Annotated in this window: 16 protein-coding genes and 1 tRNA gene; 7 read left to right on the plus strand and 10 right to left on the minus strand. The window is 71.4% G+C overall.

Features of this window, described 5'->3' with window-relative positions; translation table 11 throughout:
- Window position 1 precedes the first annotated feature (1 nt).
- Both ABT118_RS13715 and ABT118_RS13720 read left to right on the plus strand, forming a co-directional pair.
- The gene (locus tag ABT118_RS13715; RefSeq protein ID WP_350667913.1) at window positions 2-1,231 is read left to right on the plus strand and encodes a hypothetical protein; all 1,230 of its coding nucleotides are present in this window, start codon (window positions 2-4) and stop codon (window positions 1,229-1,231) included.
- Window positions 1,215-1,985: an alpha-ketoglutarate-dependent dioxygenase AlkB gene (locus ABT118_RS13720; RefSeq protein WP_350667918.1), complete on the plus strand. Its 771-nt coding sequence runs from the start codon at window positions 1,215-1,217 to the stop codon at window positions 1,983-1,985. The genes ABT118_RS13715 and ABT118_RS13720 overlap by 17 nt, the downstream gene beginning before the upstream one ends.
- Window positions 1,986-2,068: 83 nt before the next feature.
- Here ABT118_RS13720 and ABT118_RS13725 read toward each other — a convergent pair.
- Window positions 2,069-2,140, minus strand: a tRNA-Val gene (locus ABT118_RS13725).
- Window positions 2,141-2,311: 171 nt separating this feature from the next.
- Between ABT118_RS13725 and ABT118_RS13730 the strand changes: the two genes are divergently transcribed.
- The 3 genes from ABT118_RS13730 (at window position 2,312) to ABT118_RS13740 (ending at window position 4,332) form a co-directional block, all read left to right on the plus strand.
- Complete coding sequence (locus ABT118_RS13730) at window positions 2,312-3,568, plus strand: hypothetical protein (protein WP_350667922.1); 1,257 nt, start codon at window positions 2,312-2,314, stop codon at window positions 3,566-3,568.
- A 61-nt stretch (window positions 3,569-3,629) separates the two neighbouring features.
- Window positions 3,630-4,100 carry a DUF4442 domain-containing protein gene (locus tag ABT118_RS13735; protein ID WP_350667927.1) on the plus strand — a complete coding sequence of 157 codons (471 nt, stop codon included), beginning with the start codon at window positions 3,630-3,632 and terminating at the stop codon, window positions 4,098-4,100.
- A 19-nt stretch (window positions 4,101-4,119) separates the two neighbouring features.
- Complete coding sequence (locus ABT118_RS13740; protein ID WP_350667932.1) at window positions 4,120-4,332, plus strand: FmdB family zinc ribbon protein; 213 nt, start codon at window positions 4,120-4,122, stop codon at window positions 4,330-4,332.
- A 27-nt stretch (window positions 4,333-4,359) separates the two neighbouring features.
- Here ABT118_RS13740 and ABT118_RS13745 read toward each other — a convergent pair whose 3' ends face one another.
- The 3 genes from ABT118_RS13745 to ABT118_RS13755 are packed head-to-tail and all read right to left on the minus strand — an operon-like array spanning window position 4,360 to window position 8,991.
- Window positions 4,360-5,259 (minus strand): HAD family hydrolase, encoded by a 900-nt coding sequence (locus tag ABT118_RS13745; RefSeq protein ID WP_350667935.1) that lies wholly within the window; start codon window positions 5,257-5,259, stop codon window positions 4,360-4,362.
- Window positions 5,259-7,772: a phosphoribosyltransferase gene (locus ABT118_RS13750; RefSeq protein WP_502884542.1), complete on the minus strand. Its 2,514-nt coding sequence runs from the start codon at window positions 7,770-7,772 to the stop codon at window positions 5,259-5,261. The genes ABT118_RS13745 and ABT118_RS13750 overlap by 1 nt, the downstream gene beginning before the upstream one ends.
- 43 nt (window positions 7,773-7,815) lie before the next feature.
- Window positions 7,816-8,991 (minus strand): HpcH/HpaI aldolase/citrate lyase family protein, encoded by a 1,176-nt coding sequence (locus ABT118_RS13755; protein WP_350667943.1) that lies wholly within the window; start codon window positions 8,989-8,991, stop codon window positions 7,816-7,818.
- 335 nt (window positions 8,992-9,326) lie between these two features.
- Here ABT118_RS13755 and ABT118_RS13760 point away from each other — a divergent pair, with 335 nt between their 5' ends.
- Window positions 9,327-10,124: a TerD family protein gene (locus ABT118_RS13760; protein ID WP_350667948.1), complete on the plus strand. Its 798-nt coding sequence runs from the start codon at window positions 9,327-9,329 to the stop codon at window positions 10,122-10,124.
- A 26-nt stretch (window positions 10,125-10,150) separates the two neighbouring features.
- Here ABT118_RS13760 and ABT118_RS13765 read toward each other — a convergent pair whose 3' ends face one another.
- On the minus strand, window positions 10,151-10,885 hold the full coding sequence (locus ABT118_RS13765; RefSeq protein WP_350667952.1) for a TerD family protein: 735 nt from the start codon (window positions 10,883-10,885) through the stop codon (window positions 10,151-10,153).
- A gap of 278 nt (window positions 10,886-11,163) precedes the next feature.
- On the opposite strand from ABT118_RS13765, the gene ABT118_RS13770 reads away from it, so the two are divergent.
- Window positions 11,164-12,237, plus strand: coding sequence for a DUF2637 domain-containing protein (locus ABT118_RS13770; RefSeq protein WP_350667956.1), 1,074 nt, complete (start codon window positions 11,164-11,166; stop codon window positions 12,235-12,237).
- Window positions 12,238-12,310: 73 nt separating this feature from the next.
- Here ABT118_RS13770 and ABT118_RS13775 read toward each other — a convergent pair whose 3' ends face one another.
- The 5 genes from ABT118_RS13775 to ABT118_RS13795 all read right to left on the minus strand — a co-directional run bounded on the left by ABT118_RS13775 (window position 12,311) and on the right by ABT118_RS13795 (window position 16,106).
- Window positions 12,311-13,387, minus strand: coding sequence for a DUF475 domain-containing protein (locus tag ABT118_RS13775; protein WP_350667959.1), 1,077 nt, complete (start codon window positions 13,385-13,387; stop codon window positions 12,311-12,313).
- Between the two features lie 49 nt (window positions 13,388-13,436).
- On the minus strand, window positions 13,437-14,012 hold the full coding sequence (locus tag ABT118_RS13780) for a TerD family protein (protein ID WP_350667963.1): 576 nt from the start codon (window positions 14,010-14,012) through the stop codon (window positions 13,437-13,439).
- Between the two features lie 232 nt (window positions 14,013-14,244).
- On the minus strand, window positions 14,245-14,820 hold the full coding sequence (locus ABT118_RS13785; protein WP_350667966.1) for a TerD family protein: 576 nt from the start codon (window positions 14,818-14,820) through the stop codon (window positions 14,245-14,247).
- 162 nt (window positions 14,821-14,982) lie between these two features.
- Window positions 14,983-15,441 (minus strand): peroxiredoxin, encoded by a 459-nt coding sequence (locus ABT118_RS13790; RefSeq protein WP_350667969.1) that lies wholly within the window; start codon window positions 15,439-15,441, stop codon window positions 14,983-14,985.
- Between the two features lie 227 nt (window positions 15,442-15,668).
- Window positions 15,669-16,106 (minus strand): DUF3052 domain-containing protein, encoded by a 438-nt coding sequence (locus ABT118_RS13795; RefSeq protein WP_184920065.1) that lies wholly within the window; start codon window positions 16,104-16,106, stop codon window positions 15,669-15,671.
- Between the last annotated feature and the right edge of the window lie 490 nt (window positions 16,107-16,596).

A 16,596-nucleotide genomic window follows, 5' to 3' on the forward strand; every position in this document is an offset into this window, starting at 1 on the left:
GATGAACACGACCGAATCGGCCGAAGCCGTCCTCGAGGATGCGGGCAACCTCCTGGTGGCGCCTTCGACGCCGCAGGGCACTGCCCTGATCGGGGACTTCTTCGGGTCCACCACCACACCGGAGGAGCTCGCCTCCGGCTCGCCGGACCTGACCGGGAGGACCGTCTACCTGGGCGGCGACACCTCAGGGTTGAACAGTCGCCAACTGGACGCGGCGGCCCGGGTGTTCGTCGTCCGCGAGCTGTCGCACAGCCACCGCGAGGAGGTCCGCCCGGGCTGGACGCCGATCGGCCTCGGCCGGGTTCCGGTCCGTGTGCACGGCGCCGGCGTGTACTACCCCCGCTTCTTCGATCCCGGCGCCGACCACTTCGGCCGGATCCGCGCGGAGCACACCTTCCAGTCCCTGACGGAATCCACCAAGCCCGGCACGGCCCATCGCAGCGGGATCTACCTGACGCCCGTCACGCGCAGCGGCGACGAACTGCACTTCCGCCTGCTCCGGTGCTCCACGAACCTCTCCGGGCCGACCGAGGGCTTCGGCCCGACCGACACCGAGATCGTCGAGGCCCTGAACCGCGAGGCCGCCACCGTCTTCCGGAATGGGGCGCCGCTGAACCACGTCCTCGCCCAGACCTACCACAACACCGCCGCCACCACCGGGCGCAAGCAGTCCAAGGCCAGGATCTCGGCCCATGCCGACAAGACCAAGGACATGCCTGCCAACGGCATCATGGCCTTCTGTACTTTCTACGACCGGCTCGACCGGCTCCAACCCCTGCCCGGGGACCCCTTCGACCACGGCCTGAAGGGCACCAGCGGCCTGACCAGACTCCACTTCCGGCTCAAGGAGCCGGCCCGAGCACCTCACGGAGCCGCGCTCCCGCAGCAGTTCACCGTGACGCTCCACCCAGGCTCGGTCTTCTTCATGCCGCTGTCGACCAACCGCCTGTACGCGCACGAGATCCGGCCGTCGGCGCTGGACGCCGAACTGCTCCCGACCCGGCTTGGCTACGTGGTGCGCTGTTCGAACGCCGAAGCCGTCCACCGGGACGGCCGCACCTTGCTCAGGACCGCCGGCGGCCTGGCCCCGCTCGAGCCGCCCACACCGGCCGGCCTGGACGACCTGCGCAGGCTGTACGCCGAGGAGAACAGGACGTCGTCCTTCATCGACTACGGCGACGCATTCCGCTTCAGCATGAACTCGGGAGACTACGTTGCCCCCCGGCCCTAGGAGCTCGGACGAAGTCCGCTCGTACGCCCTGCCGTTCGGAGCGGACCCCTTTGCGGAGCTCTCCGCGTCGGCCCGCCTGGACGCGGTGGGAAAGGGGCGGACGGGCGCCACCCTCACCCGGGTCGACCAGGCCGGCGGCGTCCCCCTCGTCCGCACCACCGGCCGGTACGACAGCCCCCCGCAGCGCTTCCGGGCGGTGCACGAGCGCCTGGCACAGCAGGTCCGGGAGCACGCGGCGGTTCCGGCCGACTTCAACAACGCGCTGATCGAGATCTACACCGACGCCTACACCACCATGGGCAGCCATTCCGACCAGGCCCTCGACCTGGCCGACGAATCGTTCATCGCCGTCTTCTCCTGCTACCGCGACCCCGAAGCGGGCCCGCCGCGCCGACTGGTCTTCGAGTCGAAGGAGTCCGCGGGCGAGGGGTTCGAGATCCCGCTCACCCACAACGGCGTGGTCGTGTTCTCGGTCGCGTCCAACCGGCGGCTCAGGCACAAGATCGTGGCGGACCGTCCCGCCCGGCCCTCGGAGCACCAGTGGCTGGGCGTGACGCTGCGGACCTCGAAGACCGTCATCCGGTTCCGCGACGAGCAGGCCCAGCTCCCGCAGGGTGCGCAGCTCAGGCCGGCCGACGAGGAGGAGCAGCAGGAGTTCTACCGCCTCCGGCGCCGCGAGAACACCGAGACCGACTTCACCTACCCGCCCCTGACGTACACCGTCAGCCCCGGCGACCTCATGCCGCCCGTCTGACCGCCGCTGCGTTGCTGTCGGTCTCTGATGTCAGAAGCCCCGGACCGGGAACGGTTCGGGGCTTCTGGGCAGTTCTCGTACTGTGGGCGCAGACGGTTTCGAACCGCCGACATCCGCCTTGTAAGGGCGGCGCTCTACCGCTGAGCTATGCGCCCCCGTCGTGGTGCGCCGGGGGTCCGGTGGCGTACGACGAGAGGTAAGAGTACCTGGTCCGGGGGGCGGTGCGCCGCAGGTATTCGGGGTGTGGGACCAAAGGGGGTGCCGGGATCGCGGGGTGATCGGCGAGAATGGGGCCGAGGCGTGCGGACCGGACTGGGAGCGTGGGTGTGAGGGTGGCCGGTGGCGGCGGCGGGCGGGGCGGCTGGTGGCGACGGGCCGATACCCAGCGGGCGGATGCCGTGGCGGCCAGGGATGCCGCGCAGCAGACGTTCTACGAGCTGGACACCACCCAGCGGGAGGTCGAGCTCGCGGTCGAGACGGTCCGGGCGGCCGAGGACGACCGGACGGCCCGTCAGGCGCTGGCCGACTTCCAGCAGCTCTCGGCCCGGGTGAACGAGGTCAGTGTCGAGTACCTGGCCGCGTTGGACGCGCACGACCTGGACGACCAGGAGCTGGACGCGGCGACCGCCGGCCAGGCCCGCCGGCAGCTGGAGCAGGCGAAGCAGAAGCTGACCGAGGTGCAGTCGGAGCTGACCGGGTTCCTGGCCCGGCTGCAGCCGCTGATCCAGCACGCCGAGGCCCAGTTGATCCGGGTCACCCCGGCGGTGGAGCGGGCGAAGCAGGCGCTGCTGGGCGCCACCACCGCGCTGGAGGCGGTCCGGACGGCCGGCCTGAAGGCGGATGACCTGGCGGCCCGACTTGCCGAGCTGGCACCGGAGTTGACCAGGCTGAACGAGGGCGCCGGCCGGCACGGCGTGGCGCCGACGCTGCAACGGGCCGAGGACGTGGCACTGCGCGCCGGGGCGATCCGGACGGCGGCCGAGCAGCGGCCGGAGAAGGCGCGGGAGATCGACCGCCGGGTGGGCAGCCTGCGGACCAGGATCCAGGCGCTGGAGACCAGGAGCACCAGCATCGAGCCCGCGCTGAGCGAGCTGCGCCGCCGGTTCAGCCTGGCCTGCTGGCAGGACCTGCAGCACGTGCCGGACCAGGCCGCCGAGGCGGTACGGGCGGCCCGGGCGAAGCTGACCGAGGCGGTCACGGCCCGGGACGAGCAGCGCTGGCCGGACGCGACCGGGGCGATCGGCACCGTACGGGCGCTGCTGGAGAGCGCCGACGGCGCGATCGCGGCGGTGCACGGGCGGCTGCAGCAGCTGAACGAGGTGGCGCACGACCCGCACAAGGAGATCGAGCGGGCCCGGTTCGCGCTCCGGGACGCCCAGCGGCTGGCGATGTCCGGGCGCCAGTCGCCGGACCCTCGGCACGCGGCTCCGCTGGACGCCGCGGTGGCCCGACTGGACCGGGCGGTGGCGGCGCTGGAGGAGGCCGGGCGGCATCCCGACTACTGGCACTTCCTGACCGAGCTGACAGCGGTGCGGGAGACCGCCGCCGAGGTGGTCGCGCTGATCCGGGGCAGCCACGCCTGATCCGCCGTGAAGTGACCGCGATCACATTACTGGCGGGTAACTTCCTTGTTAGAGTTGTCCCATGGCACGCAAGCGCGCCCTGAGCGCCACCACTTTCCGCCGCGGCATCAACTTCTGGCCGCCGTTCCTGTTCGCGGGCATCCGGGTCCTCGCGGTCTCGTCGGACTACCGCTCGGCGAAGGTGCGGCTACGGCTCAGGTGGTTCAACCGGAACTGGGTCGGCACCCACTTCGGCGGCTCGATCTTCGCGATGACCGACCCGTTCTGGATGCTGCTGGTGATGCAGAACCTCGGCCCGCGCTACGTGGTCTGGGACGCCGCCGCCGAGATCGAGTTCGTCGCCCCCGGGCGCGGCGACATCTTCGCCGAGTTCGTGCTGACCGAGGACCGGCTGACCGAGATCCGCGAGCTCACCGCGGAGGGCAAGAAGGCGCTGGTCTGGTTCCACACCGAGGTGCTGGCGGCGGACGGCTCGGTGGTCGCGCGGCTGCGCAAGCAGGTGTACATCCGGGAGAAGCGCAAGTCGGACTGACACTGGGTACGCTGCGGGCATGCCTCGCTACGACTTCCGCTGCCGCTCCTGCGGCGCCACGTTCGAACTCCGCCGCAACATGGCCCAGGCCAACGACCCGGCCGTCTGCCCCGAGGGGCACGCCGACACCGTCAAGCTGCTCTCCGCCGTCGCGGTGACCGGCGGCAGCGGCGGCAGCGCCCCGCAGCAGCCGTCGGGCGGCGGCTGCTGCGGGGGCGGGTGCTGCTCGTAACGGCATTCCGGCGGACCGGTCAGGCGGCTACGACGCCCCCGCGATCGGCGCCGCACCCGCGGCGGAGTCCCGGGCGTCACCGCCCCGGGCCCCGGCGGGGCCGGTCGCACTGACCGCGGCGAGGAACTGCCGGACGATCTCCTCGCCCGCCGCCACGCCGATCTGGGTCAGCGCGGTCACGCCGGGCGCGGTCCAGCCGGCGTCGGCGAGTTCGCCGTGGCCGGGGCGCCAGCCGTGGTCGGCGGCGAGCAGCAGGTCGGCGTCGAGCAGCGAGTCGCCGGCCGAGAGGACGGTGGCCGCGCCGACCCGGCGCTCGACCTCGGCCAGGGCCGAGCTCTTGCTGAGCGGGGTGGGCACGGCGTAGACCTTGCGGCCCTGGAGCGAGACCGACCAGCCGCGCTCGGCGCACCAGCCGGTGAGCTCCTCGATCCAGCCGGCCGGCAGCATCGCCCGCTCCACCACCAGGTAGGCGAACAGGTGGTCCGCGACCCGGCGCTTGTGGGTCCACTCCGGGTCGGCGGAGACCGCGAGGTGCTCGACCACCTCGGCCAGCGGCACACTGCCCGCGGACAGGCGGGACTTGACCTCGGCCTGCCAGTCCTTGTCCGGCACGCCGCCGACCAGCAGTTGCCCGCCGTTGGCGCAGATCGCGTACGGCGGCACCCAGCCGGGCGTCGGTCCTGGCAGGTTGACCCGCTCGTACTGGGCCCGGGTGCGGGTGGTGGCGGGGACGAAGACGGCCTGCTGGACCAGCTCGACCAGCAGCTCGGCGGCCTGCTCCGTCATGAAGGAGAGCGCCTTGCCGTCGTGCACCTCGACCGAGAGCAGCCGGGGGGCCAGCCGGTCGGGGACGTCCAGGGCCAGCGCCCGGTTGGAGTAGATCAGGGTCCGGTCCAGATCGCTGGCGACCAGGAACTGACGGTTCATCAGTGCTCCACCTTGACTGCCGTGCCGTCGGCGCCGGTCGCGCCCCGGCTGAAACGGGGGTGGATCAGCCCGACGCACGAGTACGGCAGGTCGTCCACCTCCTCGACCGGGACGCCGCGCTGGGCGGCGAGCAGCCGGACGTGGTCGAGGTCCGCGCCGGTGCCGCGCTTGGCGAGGATCCGCCAGGGCACCCGGCGCAGCAGCACCCGGGTGGTCTCGCCCACCCCGGGCTTGACCAGGTTGACGCTGTCGATGCCGTACTCGGTGCTGATCCGCTCCATCGCCGCCCAGCCGGCCCAGTCCGGGGTGCGGTCGGTGCCGGCCAGCGCGTCGGCGGCCGCGACCGCGTCGGCCTGCACGGCGGCGAAGCGTCCGGCGACGGCGTCGACGAAGCCGCGGGAGACGTCCGCCCCGGCCAGCTCGCGGTAGTACTTGGCGCCGTGGTAGTCGTTCGGGCCGATCAGGTCGGTACGCAGCACGGTGCGCGAAATCAGGCCGGAGACTGTCGAGTTGAGGCAGGCGGACGGGATCAGGAAGTCGTCCCTGGTGCCGAAGGTGCGGACGCAGCGGCCCGGGTCGGAGAGCACCGCGAGCTCGGGGTCGAACGGCATCCCCTGCAGCGCCTCGGCCAGCTCCCGGGTGATCGCGCCCTTCCCGGTCCAGCCGTCCACGAAGACCACCTGGCGGGCGTCGTGCTGCGCAGCCAGGTGGCGCAGCGCGACCGGGTCGATGCCCTTGCCCCGGATGATCGAGACGGCGTAGTGCGGGGTGTCCAGGCCGTACGCGAAGGCGAACCAGCGGCGCAGCAGGATCCCGACCGGGGTGCCCGCCCTGGCCAGCGAGGCGAAGACCAACTCATCGGCGGAGCCGAGGCGTTCGCGCCGGAGCGTCTCCGCGACGGTGCCGACGGCGAGGGCGATCCGGTCCACCGAGGCGGTCAGCGCCTGCTGGAACAGCTCCTGGTACTCGGGGCTGGGCTGGTACTCGACCGGCAGCGACTCGGCGTAGTGCGCGCCGCCGGACTGGACCGCCTCCTCGCGCTCCTCGGTGGGTGCCTCCAGCGCGACCTCGGAGAGGTCGGTGAGCAGCCAGCTCACGTCCTCGGCGGGGTAGGAGGAGAAGGCGGGGCCGTGCAGCGGGGCGGGAGTGCTCATCGGGCTCACAGACGGTAGCGGGCTCACAGGCGGCGCCGGGCTGTCCGCCGGCACCGGGCGTTCCAACGGCACCGGGCCGGCGGTCGGCAGGACGGCGAGCACCACCAGGTCGGTGACCTGGCGGAGTTGGCGCAGCAGTGCGCGCTCGCCCCGGTGCAGGGCGGGGGTGTCGGCGGGCTGGTCGACGACCAGCACGACGGCGTCGAAGCGGCGGCCGGCGTCGTTGCCGGGCGCGACGTTGTAGGCGTACCGCTCCCCGGGGCCGTCGGCCGGGTCGTCGTGGGCCGGGAAGGCCAGCCGGGTGCGGATCGCGTAGCCGGGGTGGTCGACGGCCAGCACCGGTGAGCGGGTGGTGGTGGAGAACCGGACCCGGTCCTCGCCGATCAGCCCGCCGAGCGCTCCGGCGATCCGCAGCGGCGCGTACATCAGCTCCTCGAAGCCGAGCACCAGCACGTTCGAGCGGCCGGCCAGGGCGGTGGCCAGCGGGGCGGCCAGCGCGGGCAGGGCGGCGTCGAGGCGGTCGGCGTGCGCGGTGGAGAAGCCGTGCCGGCCGCCTTCGGGCAGGCCGGCCGGCCAGGGCAGCTCGACCCGCTCGACCGGGGCCGCCGGGCCCTCGGGGAGGCTCTGGACGGGCGCGGCGGCGATCAGCTCGGCCGCCCGGTCCAGCACGTCGGCGGGCAGCTCCACGCCGCCGCTGGCGGTGGCCAGCAGGTCGACCCTGGCGCCGAGCCCGGCGGCTGCCTCGGTGAGCCGGGCCCGGTCGGCCGCGGTGCGGAGGTCGACCAGGGCGACCACCACGTAGTGGGCGCGCGGGTGGCGGGCGTGCAGGGCGCGGATGGTGTTCAGCACGGTGGTGCCGGTGGAGAACTCGTCGTCCACCAGGACCAGCGGCCCGTCCCCCGCCAGGAAGGCCGGGTCGGTCGGGAGCAGCAGGTGCGAGGTGGCGTGCGAGTGCTCCTCCTCGAAGCCGCCGACCGGGGCGACGCCCGCGACCGGCCGCCGGGTGGAGTGCAGGTAGGGCGCGCCGAGGCCGTCGGCGACGCTGTGGCCGAGCGCGGTGGCGGTCTCGGCGTACCCGAGCACCACGGCCCGCCCGGCGTCGGGACCGAGCAGCTCACGGACCCGCTGCCCCAGCTCGACCCCGGCGGCGTGCACCACGGCGGGGCGCTGCGGCACGTGCTTGCCGAGCACCTGCGAGACCAGCAGGTGGGCCCGCTTCTTGTTCTCCCGCAGGGCGAGCCCGATCAGCTCCGGCAGTTCGGGCGAGCCGGTGAGCCGGATACCGAGCCGCTCGGTGACCCATGCGCCGGACCACGTCCCTGATACGTCCTGAACTGCCAAGACTCCTGCTTCCTTCATTTTCGAACTGGTGAACAGACCCTGTCGACGGTAACCCGGATCGTCAGGGGCAGAGGCAGGCGCCGAGCAGCTCGGCGAAGCTGACCTCCTCGCGGGCCACCCCGAACACCTCGGCGCGCAGCATGATCCGCTCGGCCCAGGCCCGGTGCGGCTTCGCCTCGTTCATCTTGTTGGTGTACGCCGAGCGCAGCACCCCGCCGCCGCCCTCGTGCTGCTGCAGGATGTCGCGGGCGTCGGAGTACTCCTCGTGGGTGACCACGGAGAGCGCGTGCACCGCCGGGACGTGGCTGGGGTGGATGCAGGTCTTGCCCAACAGGCCGTTGGCGCGGTCGAGTTCGATCTCGCGGATCAGCCCGTCCAGGTCGTGCTCGATCAGCCGCTGGCGCAGTCCCTCGGCCGGCGGGTGCGCCTCGGCGAACGGGGTCCGGCGCAGCTGGGGCTTGAACATCCGCTCCTGGACCGGGAAGTACTCCCAGACCGGCCCGGTCACGGTGTACCCGGTGCCGTCGGCCCGGCCGAGCACGTTCACCACGTCGCCGATCACCCCGGCCACCAGCGCCACGTCGTAGGCGGTCAGGTCGGGCGAGCGGCGCAGCCCGTACGCGGAGCACAGGTCGGTCACCCCGAGCCGGACGGCGAGCACCCGGTCGCGGTACTTCTCCAGCAGCCGGGCGATGCCGAAGAGCTGCTCGCGCCGCGTCTCCAGGTGGGCCAGCTCGGGCGACTCCAGCACCGGCATCGCGAACAGCCGGTGGCCGGCCGCGGCCTCGGCGGCGGTCAGCGCCTCCAGGAACGGGCCGCCGCTCTCCTCGGTGAACTTCGGCAGCACGTAGCCGGTGAGCAGGGTGACGGCCGGGCCGAGCCGGTCGGTGAGGGCGGTGATCTGCTCGGGCGCGCGGACCCGGACGAACAGCAGCGGGAGGTCGTCCCCGGGGCCGGCCGCGTGCAGCGCGGTGAGCTGGGCGACCAGGTTGTCCTCGGCGGCCGGAACCTCGTGGTCGGCTATCGCGTCCTCCAGGCAGAGGACCATCGAGATCACGCCGCGGGCGGCCTGCTTGCGGATGTCGGCCACCAGGGTGGTCCGGGTGGCGGGGCTGTAGAGGGTGGCGCCGAGGGCGGTGGAGAGCACCTCGGCGGGGCTGTCGCGGTGGAACTCACCCGGCTGTTCGAGGAAGAGCCGGCTGCGGTCCGCTGCAGCGAGATGGCCGAAGTGGCGCATGGTGCTCTCCCGGGAGGTCGGAGTGGGCTGTCTCTGGATAGACGGACGGGCCGTCCCGATGGTTCGCGGGACGGCTCGACGGGGTAGGAAGGACCTTCGGGGTCGGGTGAGTTGGTGACCGACGCCGCAGGCGGCCCATCGTACGGTCGATTTCGGCCACTCCGAACACCTGAAACATCGATTTCTCGGAAGATTACCGTCCACGTCACAAAGCACAGGTCGGCTGTCCACCCCCGGTGGACCTGCGGCGGAGGAACGGTGCAGACCCTGCGCAGGCGGGCGGCCCCGGTCACCGCGTTGTCCGGAGTGGTCGGGAACCGGCAGGATGGTCCGCTATGACGCACGTGATGGCCAAGGGCGCCAACATCTCACTGTCGGCCACCGCCGTCCGTGCCGTGCTGCGCTGGACGGCCGCGGCGGGCGGACCGGACGTGGACGTCTCGGCGCTGCTGCTCGGCCCCGACGGCAAGGTCCGCACGGACGCCGACTTCGTCTTCTACAACCAGCCCCGGCACCCGTCCGGCCTGGTCAGGCACCTGCGCAAGCAGCGCAGCGGCAGCGAGGTCGCCGACATCATCGAGGTCGAGCTCGCCCAGCTCCCGCCGGACGTGGACCGGGTGGTGCTGGCCGGCTCGGCCGAGGGCGGCGCGTTCCCCGAGGTGGCCGACCTGCGGGTGGTCCTGCACGACGGTGCGGCCGCGAACGGGGTCGCACCGATCGCCGAGTTCTCCTGCGCCGACGCGGGCCCGGTCACCGCCCTGCTGGTGGCCGAGCTCTACCGCCGCAGCGGCGGCTGGAAGTTCCGCGCGATCGGCCAGGGCTACGCGGACGGCCTGGGCGCGCTGGCCACCGACTACGGCATCACGGTCGAGGACGAGGCGGCCCCCGAGCCCCCGGTGCCGCCGACCGTGGTCCCGATCGTGCCGGCCACCCCGGAGCCGGAGAGCTACGCGCTGACCCCGGCCGCGCCCCGCCCCATCCCGCCCCCGCCGTCCTACCAGCCGCAGCACGCGCCCCAGCCGCAGACCGCCCCCGGGTACGGCTACCCGCCGCAGCCGCCGGCCCACCGGGCCCCGGCCGCGCAGCCGCCGTTCGTGCTGCCGCCGCAGGGCCCGCAGTTCCAGCCGCGCTGAGGCCGCGCTGAGCCCGCGGGCCGGCCCTACTCCGGCGTGCTCGCCTTGTAGCCGCGCTGCCACTGCATCCCGAAGCCGTACAGCCGGTCCAGGTCGGACTGGAACCCGTGCACGTACCGGACCTCCCGACGGACCGTCAACTGCCCGTCCCCGGTGTTCTCGATCAGCACCACCGCACACGAACGGGCGGTCGCGGCCCGCTGGTCCAGCTTGATCTCCAGCCGGGGCCCGGTCTGCGGCACGATGGTCACGGTGGCGTGCGTGCGGTCGAAGGCCGGGGTGTCGTCGTAGATGTAGACGAAGATCAGCAGCCGCCGGAACTGGTCCTTCTTCTCCAGGTTGATGTACATCGTCTCGCCGGACGGCGCCCCGTAGACGTCGTCCCCGCTGAGCTTGATGTACGGCGGGCGCTGCAGGTCGCCGAAGTACTTGCCCAGCGGCTGCACCACCCCCCGGGTGCCGTCGGCGAGTTCGTACATGCAGGCCAGGTCGAGGTCGACGTTCACCTGCGGACGGGCGTAGCTGTCCGGCTCCATCGGCCGCAGGATGCGCGGGCTGAGCAGCCGCTTGAGCGAGGCCCCCGGGGCCGCCGACTCGGCGGTGCGGGTGGTCCAGTGCAGGTTGACGTACAGGTACCCGGTGGTGGCCGCCGGGCCGGTCAGGGCGTGCTGCGGCTGGGACTTGGTCAGGGTGATCTTGTACTCGGTGCCCGTGTCGAAGCCGTCGCGATCCTTGCGCAGGTAATCCCAGATGGAGACCATTCGCTTCCCTCCCCAGATCGGCCAGCCCACCGTACCCGACCACTACCCAACCGGGGGTCGGAGTCACCGTCAGATACCGGGCGTGTCACGCTGGCAGATGGATAGTCACCTCCCGTAGCATGCACGCCTCCTGGACGCGATATCGTCTAGCCGCACATGTGTACCTGCCGTCACGTACGGGTACGCTCGGACCTCCTGCCGCGGCGCCGTCGACGCGCCGCCCGGTCCGACGCACCCGCCGCTGCCCCGAACTGCGGAAAGCCGAGGCCCACGCCGCGATGAACCTCACCTCCATACAGCTGGTCTGGGCCGTAGTAGGTGGCTCAGCCCTGTTGTTCACCGCCCTGCTGGTGGCCGCCCTGCGGTTCAAGAACAGCAAGGTCGAATCCAGCGAAGACTCCTGGGAGCGCAGCGAGGAGCGCCGCCGCCGCAAGGAGCTGGTGTACGGGATCTCCTCGTACGTCCTGCTGTTCTGCTGTGCGGGCGTCGCCGCCGCCCTCTCGTTCCACGGCCTGGTGGGCTTCGGTACGGAGAACCTCGGCCTCTCCGGCGGCTGGGAGTACCTGGTCCCGTTCGGCCTCGACGGCGCCGCGATGTTCTGCTCGGTGCTCGCCGTCCGCGAGGCCAGCCACGGTGACGCCGCCCTCGGCTCCCGGCTGCTGGTCTGGGTCTTCGCGGTCGCCTCGGCCTGGTTCAACTGGGTCCACGCGCCGCGCGGCGGCGGCCACGCCGGCGCCCCGCAGTTCTTCTCCGGGATGTCCATCTCGGCCGCGATCCTGTTCGACCGGGCGCTGAAGCAGACCCGCAAGGCCGCGCTGCGCGAGCAGGGCCTGGTGCCCCGCCCGCTGCCGCAGATCCGGATCGTCCGCTGGATGCGCGCCCCGCGCGAGACCTACGCGGCCTGGTCGCTGATGCTGTTGGAGAACGTCCGCAGCCTGGACGAGGCGGTCGACGAGGTGCGCGAGGAGCGCCAGTCCAAGATGGACGCCAAGGTGCGGGCCCGCAGCGCCGACCGCCGCGAGCGGGCCGAGCTGAAGGCGATCTCCCGCTCCAGCGGCGGCGTCCTCGGCCGCCACCGCGGCGGCCGCCAGGTGCCGGCCCTGACCGCGGGCTCCGGCGACAGCCAGTCCGCTGCGGAGCCTGCGCTAGCGGATGACGACCCGATGGCCAAGGTCGGCCCCTCCGCCCTGGAGCCGGCCGCGCTGACCGCCGGCCGCCGGCCCCGCGCCGCCGTCGGCGGCGGCTCCACGATCGACCTGACGGTCGACGACGACACCCAGGCGATGCCCAAGCTGGACTCGCTGGACACCCTGGAGCGCAAGCTCAGGGCGATCGAGCAGCGCCTCGGCTGAGGCCAGCGCCCGGTACGCGGAAGGGCCCCCGACCTGGTCAGGTCGGGGGCCCTTCCGCTGTTCTGACCCGGGGTCAGCTGCTGCCCTCCAGGGCCTGCTCACGCTTGTTGCGCAGCACTGAGGAGAGGAAGGCGGCGGCGATGAAGCCGACCCCCACCAGCCCGGTGACCAGCTCCGGCACGTGGTACTCGATCCCGACCAGCAGGATCACCGCCAGCACGCCGATCGCGTAGTGGGCGCCGTGCTCCAGGTAGACGTAGTCGTCCAGGGTGCCCTTGCGGACCAGGTAGACGGTCAGCGAGCGGATGTACATCGCGCCGATGCCCAGGCCCAGCATGATCATGAAGATGTTCTGGGTGATCGCGAACGCGCCGACCACGCCGTCGAACGAGAACGAGGCGTCGAGGACTTCGAGGTAGAGGAACAGGAAGAAGGCCGCCCGGCCACCGACCTGGATCAGGGACTTGCCCTCCTTCTCGGCCTCCTCCTCGGCCTCCGCGTCCTCCTCCAGGCGGTGCTCGAAGACGCTGGAGAGGCCGTTCACGGCGAGGTAGGTGGCCAGGCCGAGCAGACCGGCCAGCAGCACCGTCTCGGCGTTGTCACCGGCGAACAGGTTGGCCGCCACCGCGATCGTCACCAGCGCGATCACCGAGGAGAACGCGTCCAGCTTGCCGACCTTCTCCAGCGGGCGCTCCAGCCAGGAGAGCCAGTTGAAGTCCTTCTCCTCCAGGATGAAGTCCAGGAAGATCATCAGCAGGAAGATGCCGCCGAAGGCCGCGATCGCCGGGTTGGCCAGCTCGAGGTACTCGCCGTAGGTGTGGCCGGCGTACTCCTTGCCCTCGTTGAGCGCCAGGTCGATCACGGTGCCCGGGCCCAGATGCGCCGTCAGGCCGACCACCAGCAGCGGGAAGAGCAGCCGCATGCCGAAGACGGCGATCAGGATGCCGACGGTCAGGAAGATCTTCTGCCAGTACGGGTTCATCCGCTTCAACACGGTGGCGTTGACCACCGCGTTGTCGAAGGAGAGCGAGATCTCCAGGATCGAGAGGATCAGCACGACACTGAAGCCCTCCCACCCCCAGAACAGGCCGGCGGCGATCAGGCCGACGGCGGTGATGCCGAAGGACCAGCCGAATGTACGGAGTACCACGGGAGTTGTTTACCTTTCGGGTGACAGGACGGTCGCGCGGGGTGCGGGACTACTGGACGTTGACGCCGAAGTCGAGGGCGATCCCGCGCAGGCCGGAGGCGTAGCCCTGGCCGACGGCGCGGAACTTCCACTCGCCCTGGTAGCGGTAGAGCTCACCGAAGATCATCGCGGTCTCGGTGGAGGCGTCCTCGGAGAGGTCGTAGCGGGCGATCTCCTGACCGTCCGCCAGGTTCACCACCCGGATGTAGGCGTTGGCGACCTGGCCGAAGTTCTGCAGCCGGGTCTCGGCGTCGTAGATCGAGACCGCGAAGACCACCTTGTCGATGGTGGCGGGCACCAGTTCGAGGTTGACCACCACGGTCTCGTCGTCGCCGTCGCCGTCGCCGGTCAGGTTGTCGCCCTGGTGCTCGACCGAGCCCTCCGGGCTGCGCAGGTTGTTGTAGAACACGAAGTGGTTGTCGTCCGGCACCCGGCCGCCGCTGCACAGCAGTGCGCTGGCGTCCAGGTCGAAGGCCGCCCCCGTGGTGGAGCGGGCGTCCCAGCCGAGGCCGATCTGGACCTGCGTCAGATTCGGCGCGGCCTTGGTCAGCGAGACGTTGCCGCCCTTGGCGAGCGTGACGCTCATGATGCTTCCTCCAGCTCCCCCCGTCGCCGGGGCTCCGTGCCGCGGTCGGCCCACCCCGGGCGATCGAACCACCCAGGTGTACGCCCCCGTGGCGCTGTGCGGGCCCTTACCGGCCCGCTGAACTTGCTGAACTCACCCGGCCCGCGCCGGGTGAACGGCGAAGGCCGGGGCCGACCGGAGCGCGTACGCTCCGGTCGGCCCCGGCCTCAAGCCTATGCACGGGGCACTCGGGTCAGACACTGACCCCGAAGTCCTGGGCGATCCCGCGCAGGCCGGAGGCGTAGCCCTGGCCGATGGCGCGGAACTTCCACTCCTCGCCGTTGCGGTACAGCTCGCCGAAGACCATCGCGGTCTCGGTGGAGGCGTCCTCGGAGAGGTCGTAGCGGGCGATCTCGGCGCCGCCGGCCTGGTTCACCACCCGGATGAACGCGTTCCGGACCTGGCCGAAGTTCTGCTGCCGGTTCTCGGCGTCGTAGATCGACACCGGGAAGGTGATCCGCAGCACATCGGCGGGCACGGCGGCCAGGTTGACCTTGATCTGCTCGTCGTCGCCCTCGCCCTCACCGGTGGTGTTGTCACCGGTGTGCTCGACCGAGCCGTCCGCGCTCTTCAGGTTGTTGAAGAAGACGAAGTTCCCGTCCGAACCGACCTTGCCCTCGGCGTTCAGGAGCAGCGCACTGGCGTCCAGGTCGAAGTCCGAGCCGGTGGTGGTCCGGACGTCCCAGCCGAGGCCGATGATGACGGCGGTCAGGCCGGGGGCCTCCTTGGTCAGGGAGACGTTGCCGCCCTTGCTGAGGCTGACACCCACTTGGTCCTCCAAAAGCGCTGATGGTGTTTCACTCTGCCCAACGGCCCGATCGTAGTGCCGGGTTCCCCGCCGCGGGCAGTGACCCGGCCCGGTCGGCCGTGCGAATCTCCACCGGAGCGCGCCAAGGGCCCCCGGCGGGTCGCCAGGGGCCCTGAGGGTGGATCAGAGCGCGTCGACGGCGGCCAGGTAGGCCTGCTCGTCCCGGGCGTCCGGGAGGCCGTTGACGATCGACCAGCGGACCACGCCGGCCTTGTCGATCACGAAGGTGCCGCGCACCGCGCAGCCCTTCTCCTCCTCGAACACGCCGTACGCCTTGGAGACCTCGCCGTGCGGCCAGAAGTCGGAGAGCAGCGGGTAGTCCAGGCCCTCCTGCTCGGCGAAGACCCGGAGGGTGAACGGCGAGTCGTTGGAGACCGCGAGCACCTGCACCGAGTCGTTCTGCAGGCGGGGCAGCTCCTTCTGGATCGCGCAGACCTCGCCGGTGCAGACACCGGTGAACGCGAACGGGTAGAAGACCAGGACGACGTTCTTCTCGCCCCGGAAGTCGGAGAGCTTGACCAGCTCGCCGTGCTGGTTCTTCAGCTCGAAGTCCGGAGCCTCGGTGCCAACCTCGATAGCCATGCTGGTCCCTTCCGCAGAAACGGCGCGGCCCTGGGCGCCGCGCGACTCACGCATCCTTGCATCCGATCGGGGGCGTTCCGCCGTACGAGTGAGGGCAGTTCCCCGATCCGCCCCGGATTTCGCCCTGGGTGAACAGAGTCCCCGGCGGCACCTACAGACCGCCGGGGCAAACGAACGGGCCCCGCTGGAGAAAACTCCAGCGGGGCCCGAACCGAGATCCTCCGAGGTCAGCGCTTGCCGGTCTTCGCCGACTTCGGGGTGGCCAGTCGGGTGCCGGCCCAGTCCTTGGCGAGGGCCACCGAGCTGGTCTGGGAGAGGCCTGCGGTCTTGGCGGCGTCGGCGATCTCGTGCGCCTCCACGTGCCCGTCCCGGCCGGTCTTGGGCGTCAGGAGCCAGACCAGGCCGCCCTCCGCCAGGTACTCCAGGGCGTCGACGAGGGCATCGGTCAGATCCCCGTCCTCCTCGCGGTGCCACAGCAGGACGGCGTCGGCGACGTCGTCGTAGTCCTCGTCGACGAGTTCAGTACCGGTGATCTCCTCGATGCCCTCGCGGAGATCCTGGTCAGTGTCTTCGTCGTACCCGAGCTCCTGGACGATCTGGCCCGGCTCGAAGCCGAGACGGTGCGCCGGGTTGGACTTGTCCGCGGGGTCCGCGGTCGCGCTCACGGGAATAACCTCCAGTATTCGGATCGGCATCAATGCCGAGGTGGTGGCCGTAGTCCACACGGGACCGGCGGTTCGCGCAAGTACCCGCTCCCCGATCCCACCCAAAGGTTGACGCCTGGGACGGGGACACGCCCGGGCGACGTGTCAGGAATCACACCGATTTGCCCTTTTCTGTACGGACCCTTGATGCTTCGGGGCGACAGGGGTGCGAGTCGCCAAAGTGACCGAGATACGAACGGCATTCGGGCTACGCGCCCGGGCGGGCGTAAAGTCTCCTGTTGGCCCTCGTCCCGGATGTCCGCCATCGGACCCCCGGGAAGCCTGGAAGAGATTTCAGGTACAAGGTCGGTCACCTCTTCGTACCACCTGATGGCACGCAGCGGGCAAAGGCGCCCGGAGCACCATCCGATCGGCCCGCCCACCAGGCGGAATGGTTACCCATCGGTAGATATGACGGATCTCCGAGTTGCGGTACACGATGGAGGCGGCG

The organism is Kitasatospora sp. NPDC002040, assembly GCF_040296785.1.
Classification (GTDB): Bacteria; Actinomycetota; Actinomycetes; order Streptomycetales; family Streptomycetaceae; genus Kitasatospora.

What these genes read in the sequence shown, in the direction of transcription:
- ABT118_RS13715 (WP_350667913.1), top strand. Translation starts at nt 2, where the DNA reads ATGAACACGACCGAATCGGCCGAAGCCGTCCTCGAGGATGCGGGCAAC.
- ABT118_RS13735 (WP_350667927.1), top strand. Translation starts at nt 3,630, where the DNA reads ATGGCACGCAAGCGCGCCCTGAGCGCCACCACTTTCCGCCGCGGCATC.
- ABT118_RS13740 (WP_350667932.1), top strand. Translation starts at nt 4,120, where the DNA reads ATGCCTCGCTACGACTTCCGCTGCCGCTCCTGCGGCGCCACGTTCGAA.
- ABT118_RS13745 (WP_350667935.1), bottom strand. Translation starts at nt 5,259, where the DNA reads ATGAACCGTCAGTTCCTGGTCGCCAGCGATCTGGACCGGACCCTGATC.
- ABT118_RS13750 (WP_502884542.1), bottom strand. Translation starts at nt 7,772, where the DNA reads ATGAAGGAAGCAGGAGTCTTGGCAGTTCAGGACGTATCAGGGACGTGG.
- ABT118_RS13755 (WP_350667943.1), bottom strand. Translation starts at nt 8,991, where the DNA reads ATGCGCCACTTCGGCCATCTCGCTGCAGCGGACCGCAGCCGGCTCTTC.
- ABT118_RS13760 (WP_350667948.1), top strand. Translation starts at nt 9,327, where the DNA reads ATGACGCACGTGATGGCCAAGGGCGCCAACATCTCACTGTCGGCCACC.
- ABT118_RS13765 (WP_350667952.1), bottom strand. Translation starts at nt 10,885, where the DNA reads ATGGTCTCCATCTGGGATTACCTGCGCAAGGATCGCGACGGCTTCGAC.
- ABT118_RS13770 (WP_350667956.1), top strand. Translation starts at nt 11,164, where the DNA reads ATGAACCTCACCTCCATACAGCTGGTCTGGGCCGTAGTAGGTGGCTCA.
- ABT118_RS13780 (WP_350667963.1), bottom strand. Translation starts at nt 14,012, where the DNA reads ATGAGCGTCACGCTCGCCAAGGGCGGCAACGTCTCGCTGACCAAGGCC.
- ABT118_RS13790 (WP_350667969.1), bottom strand. Translation starts at nt 15,441, where the DNA reads ATGGCTATCGAGGTTGGCACCGAGGCTCCGGACTTCGAGCTGAAGAAC.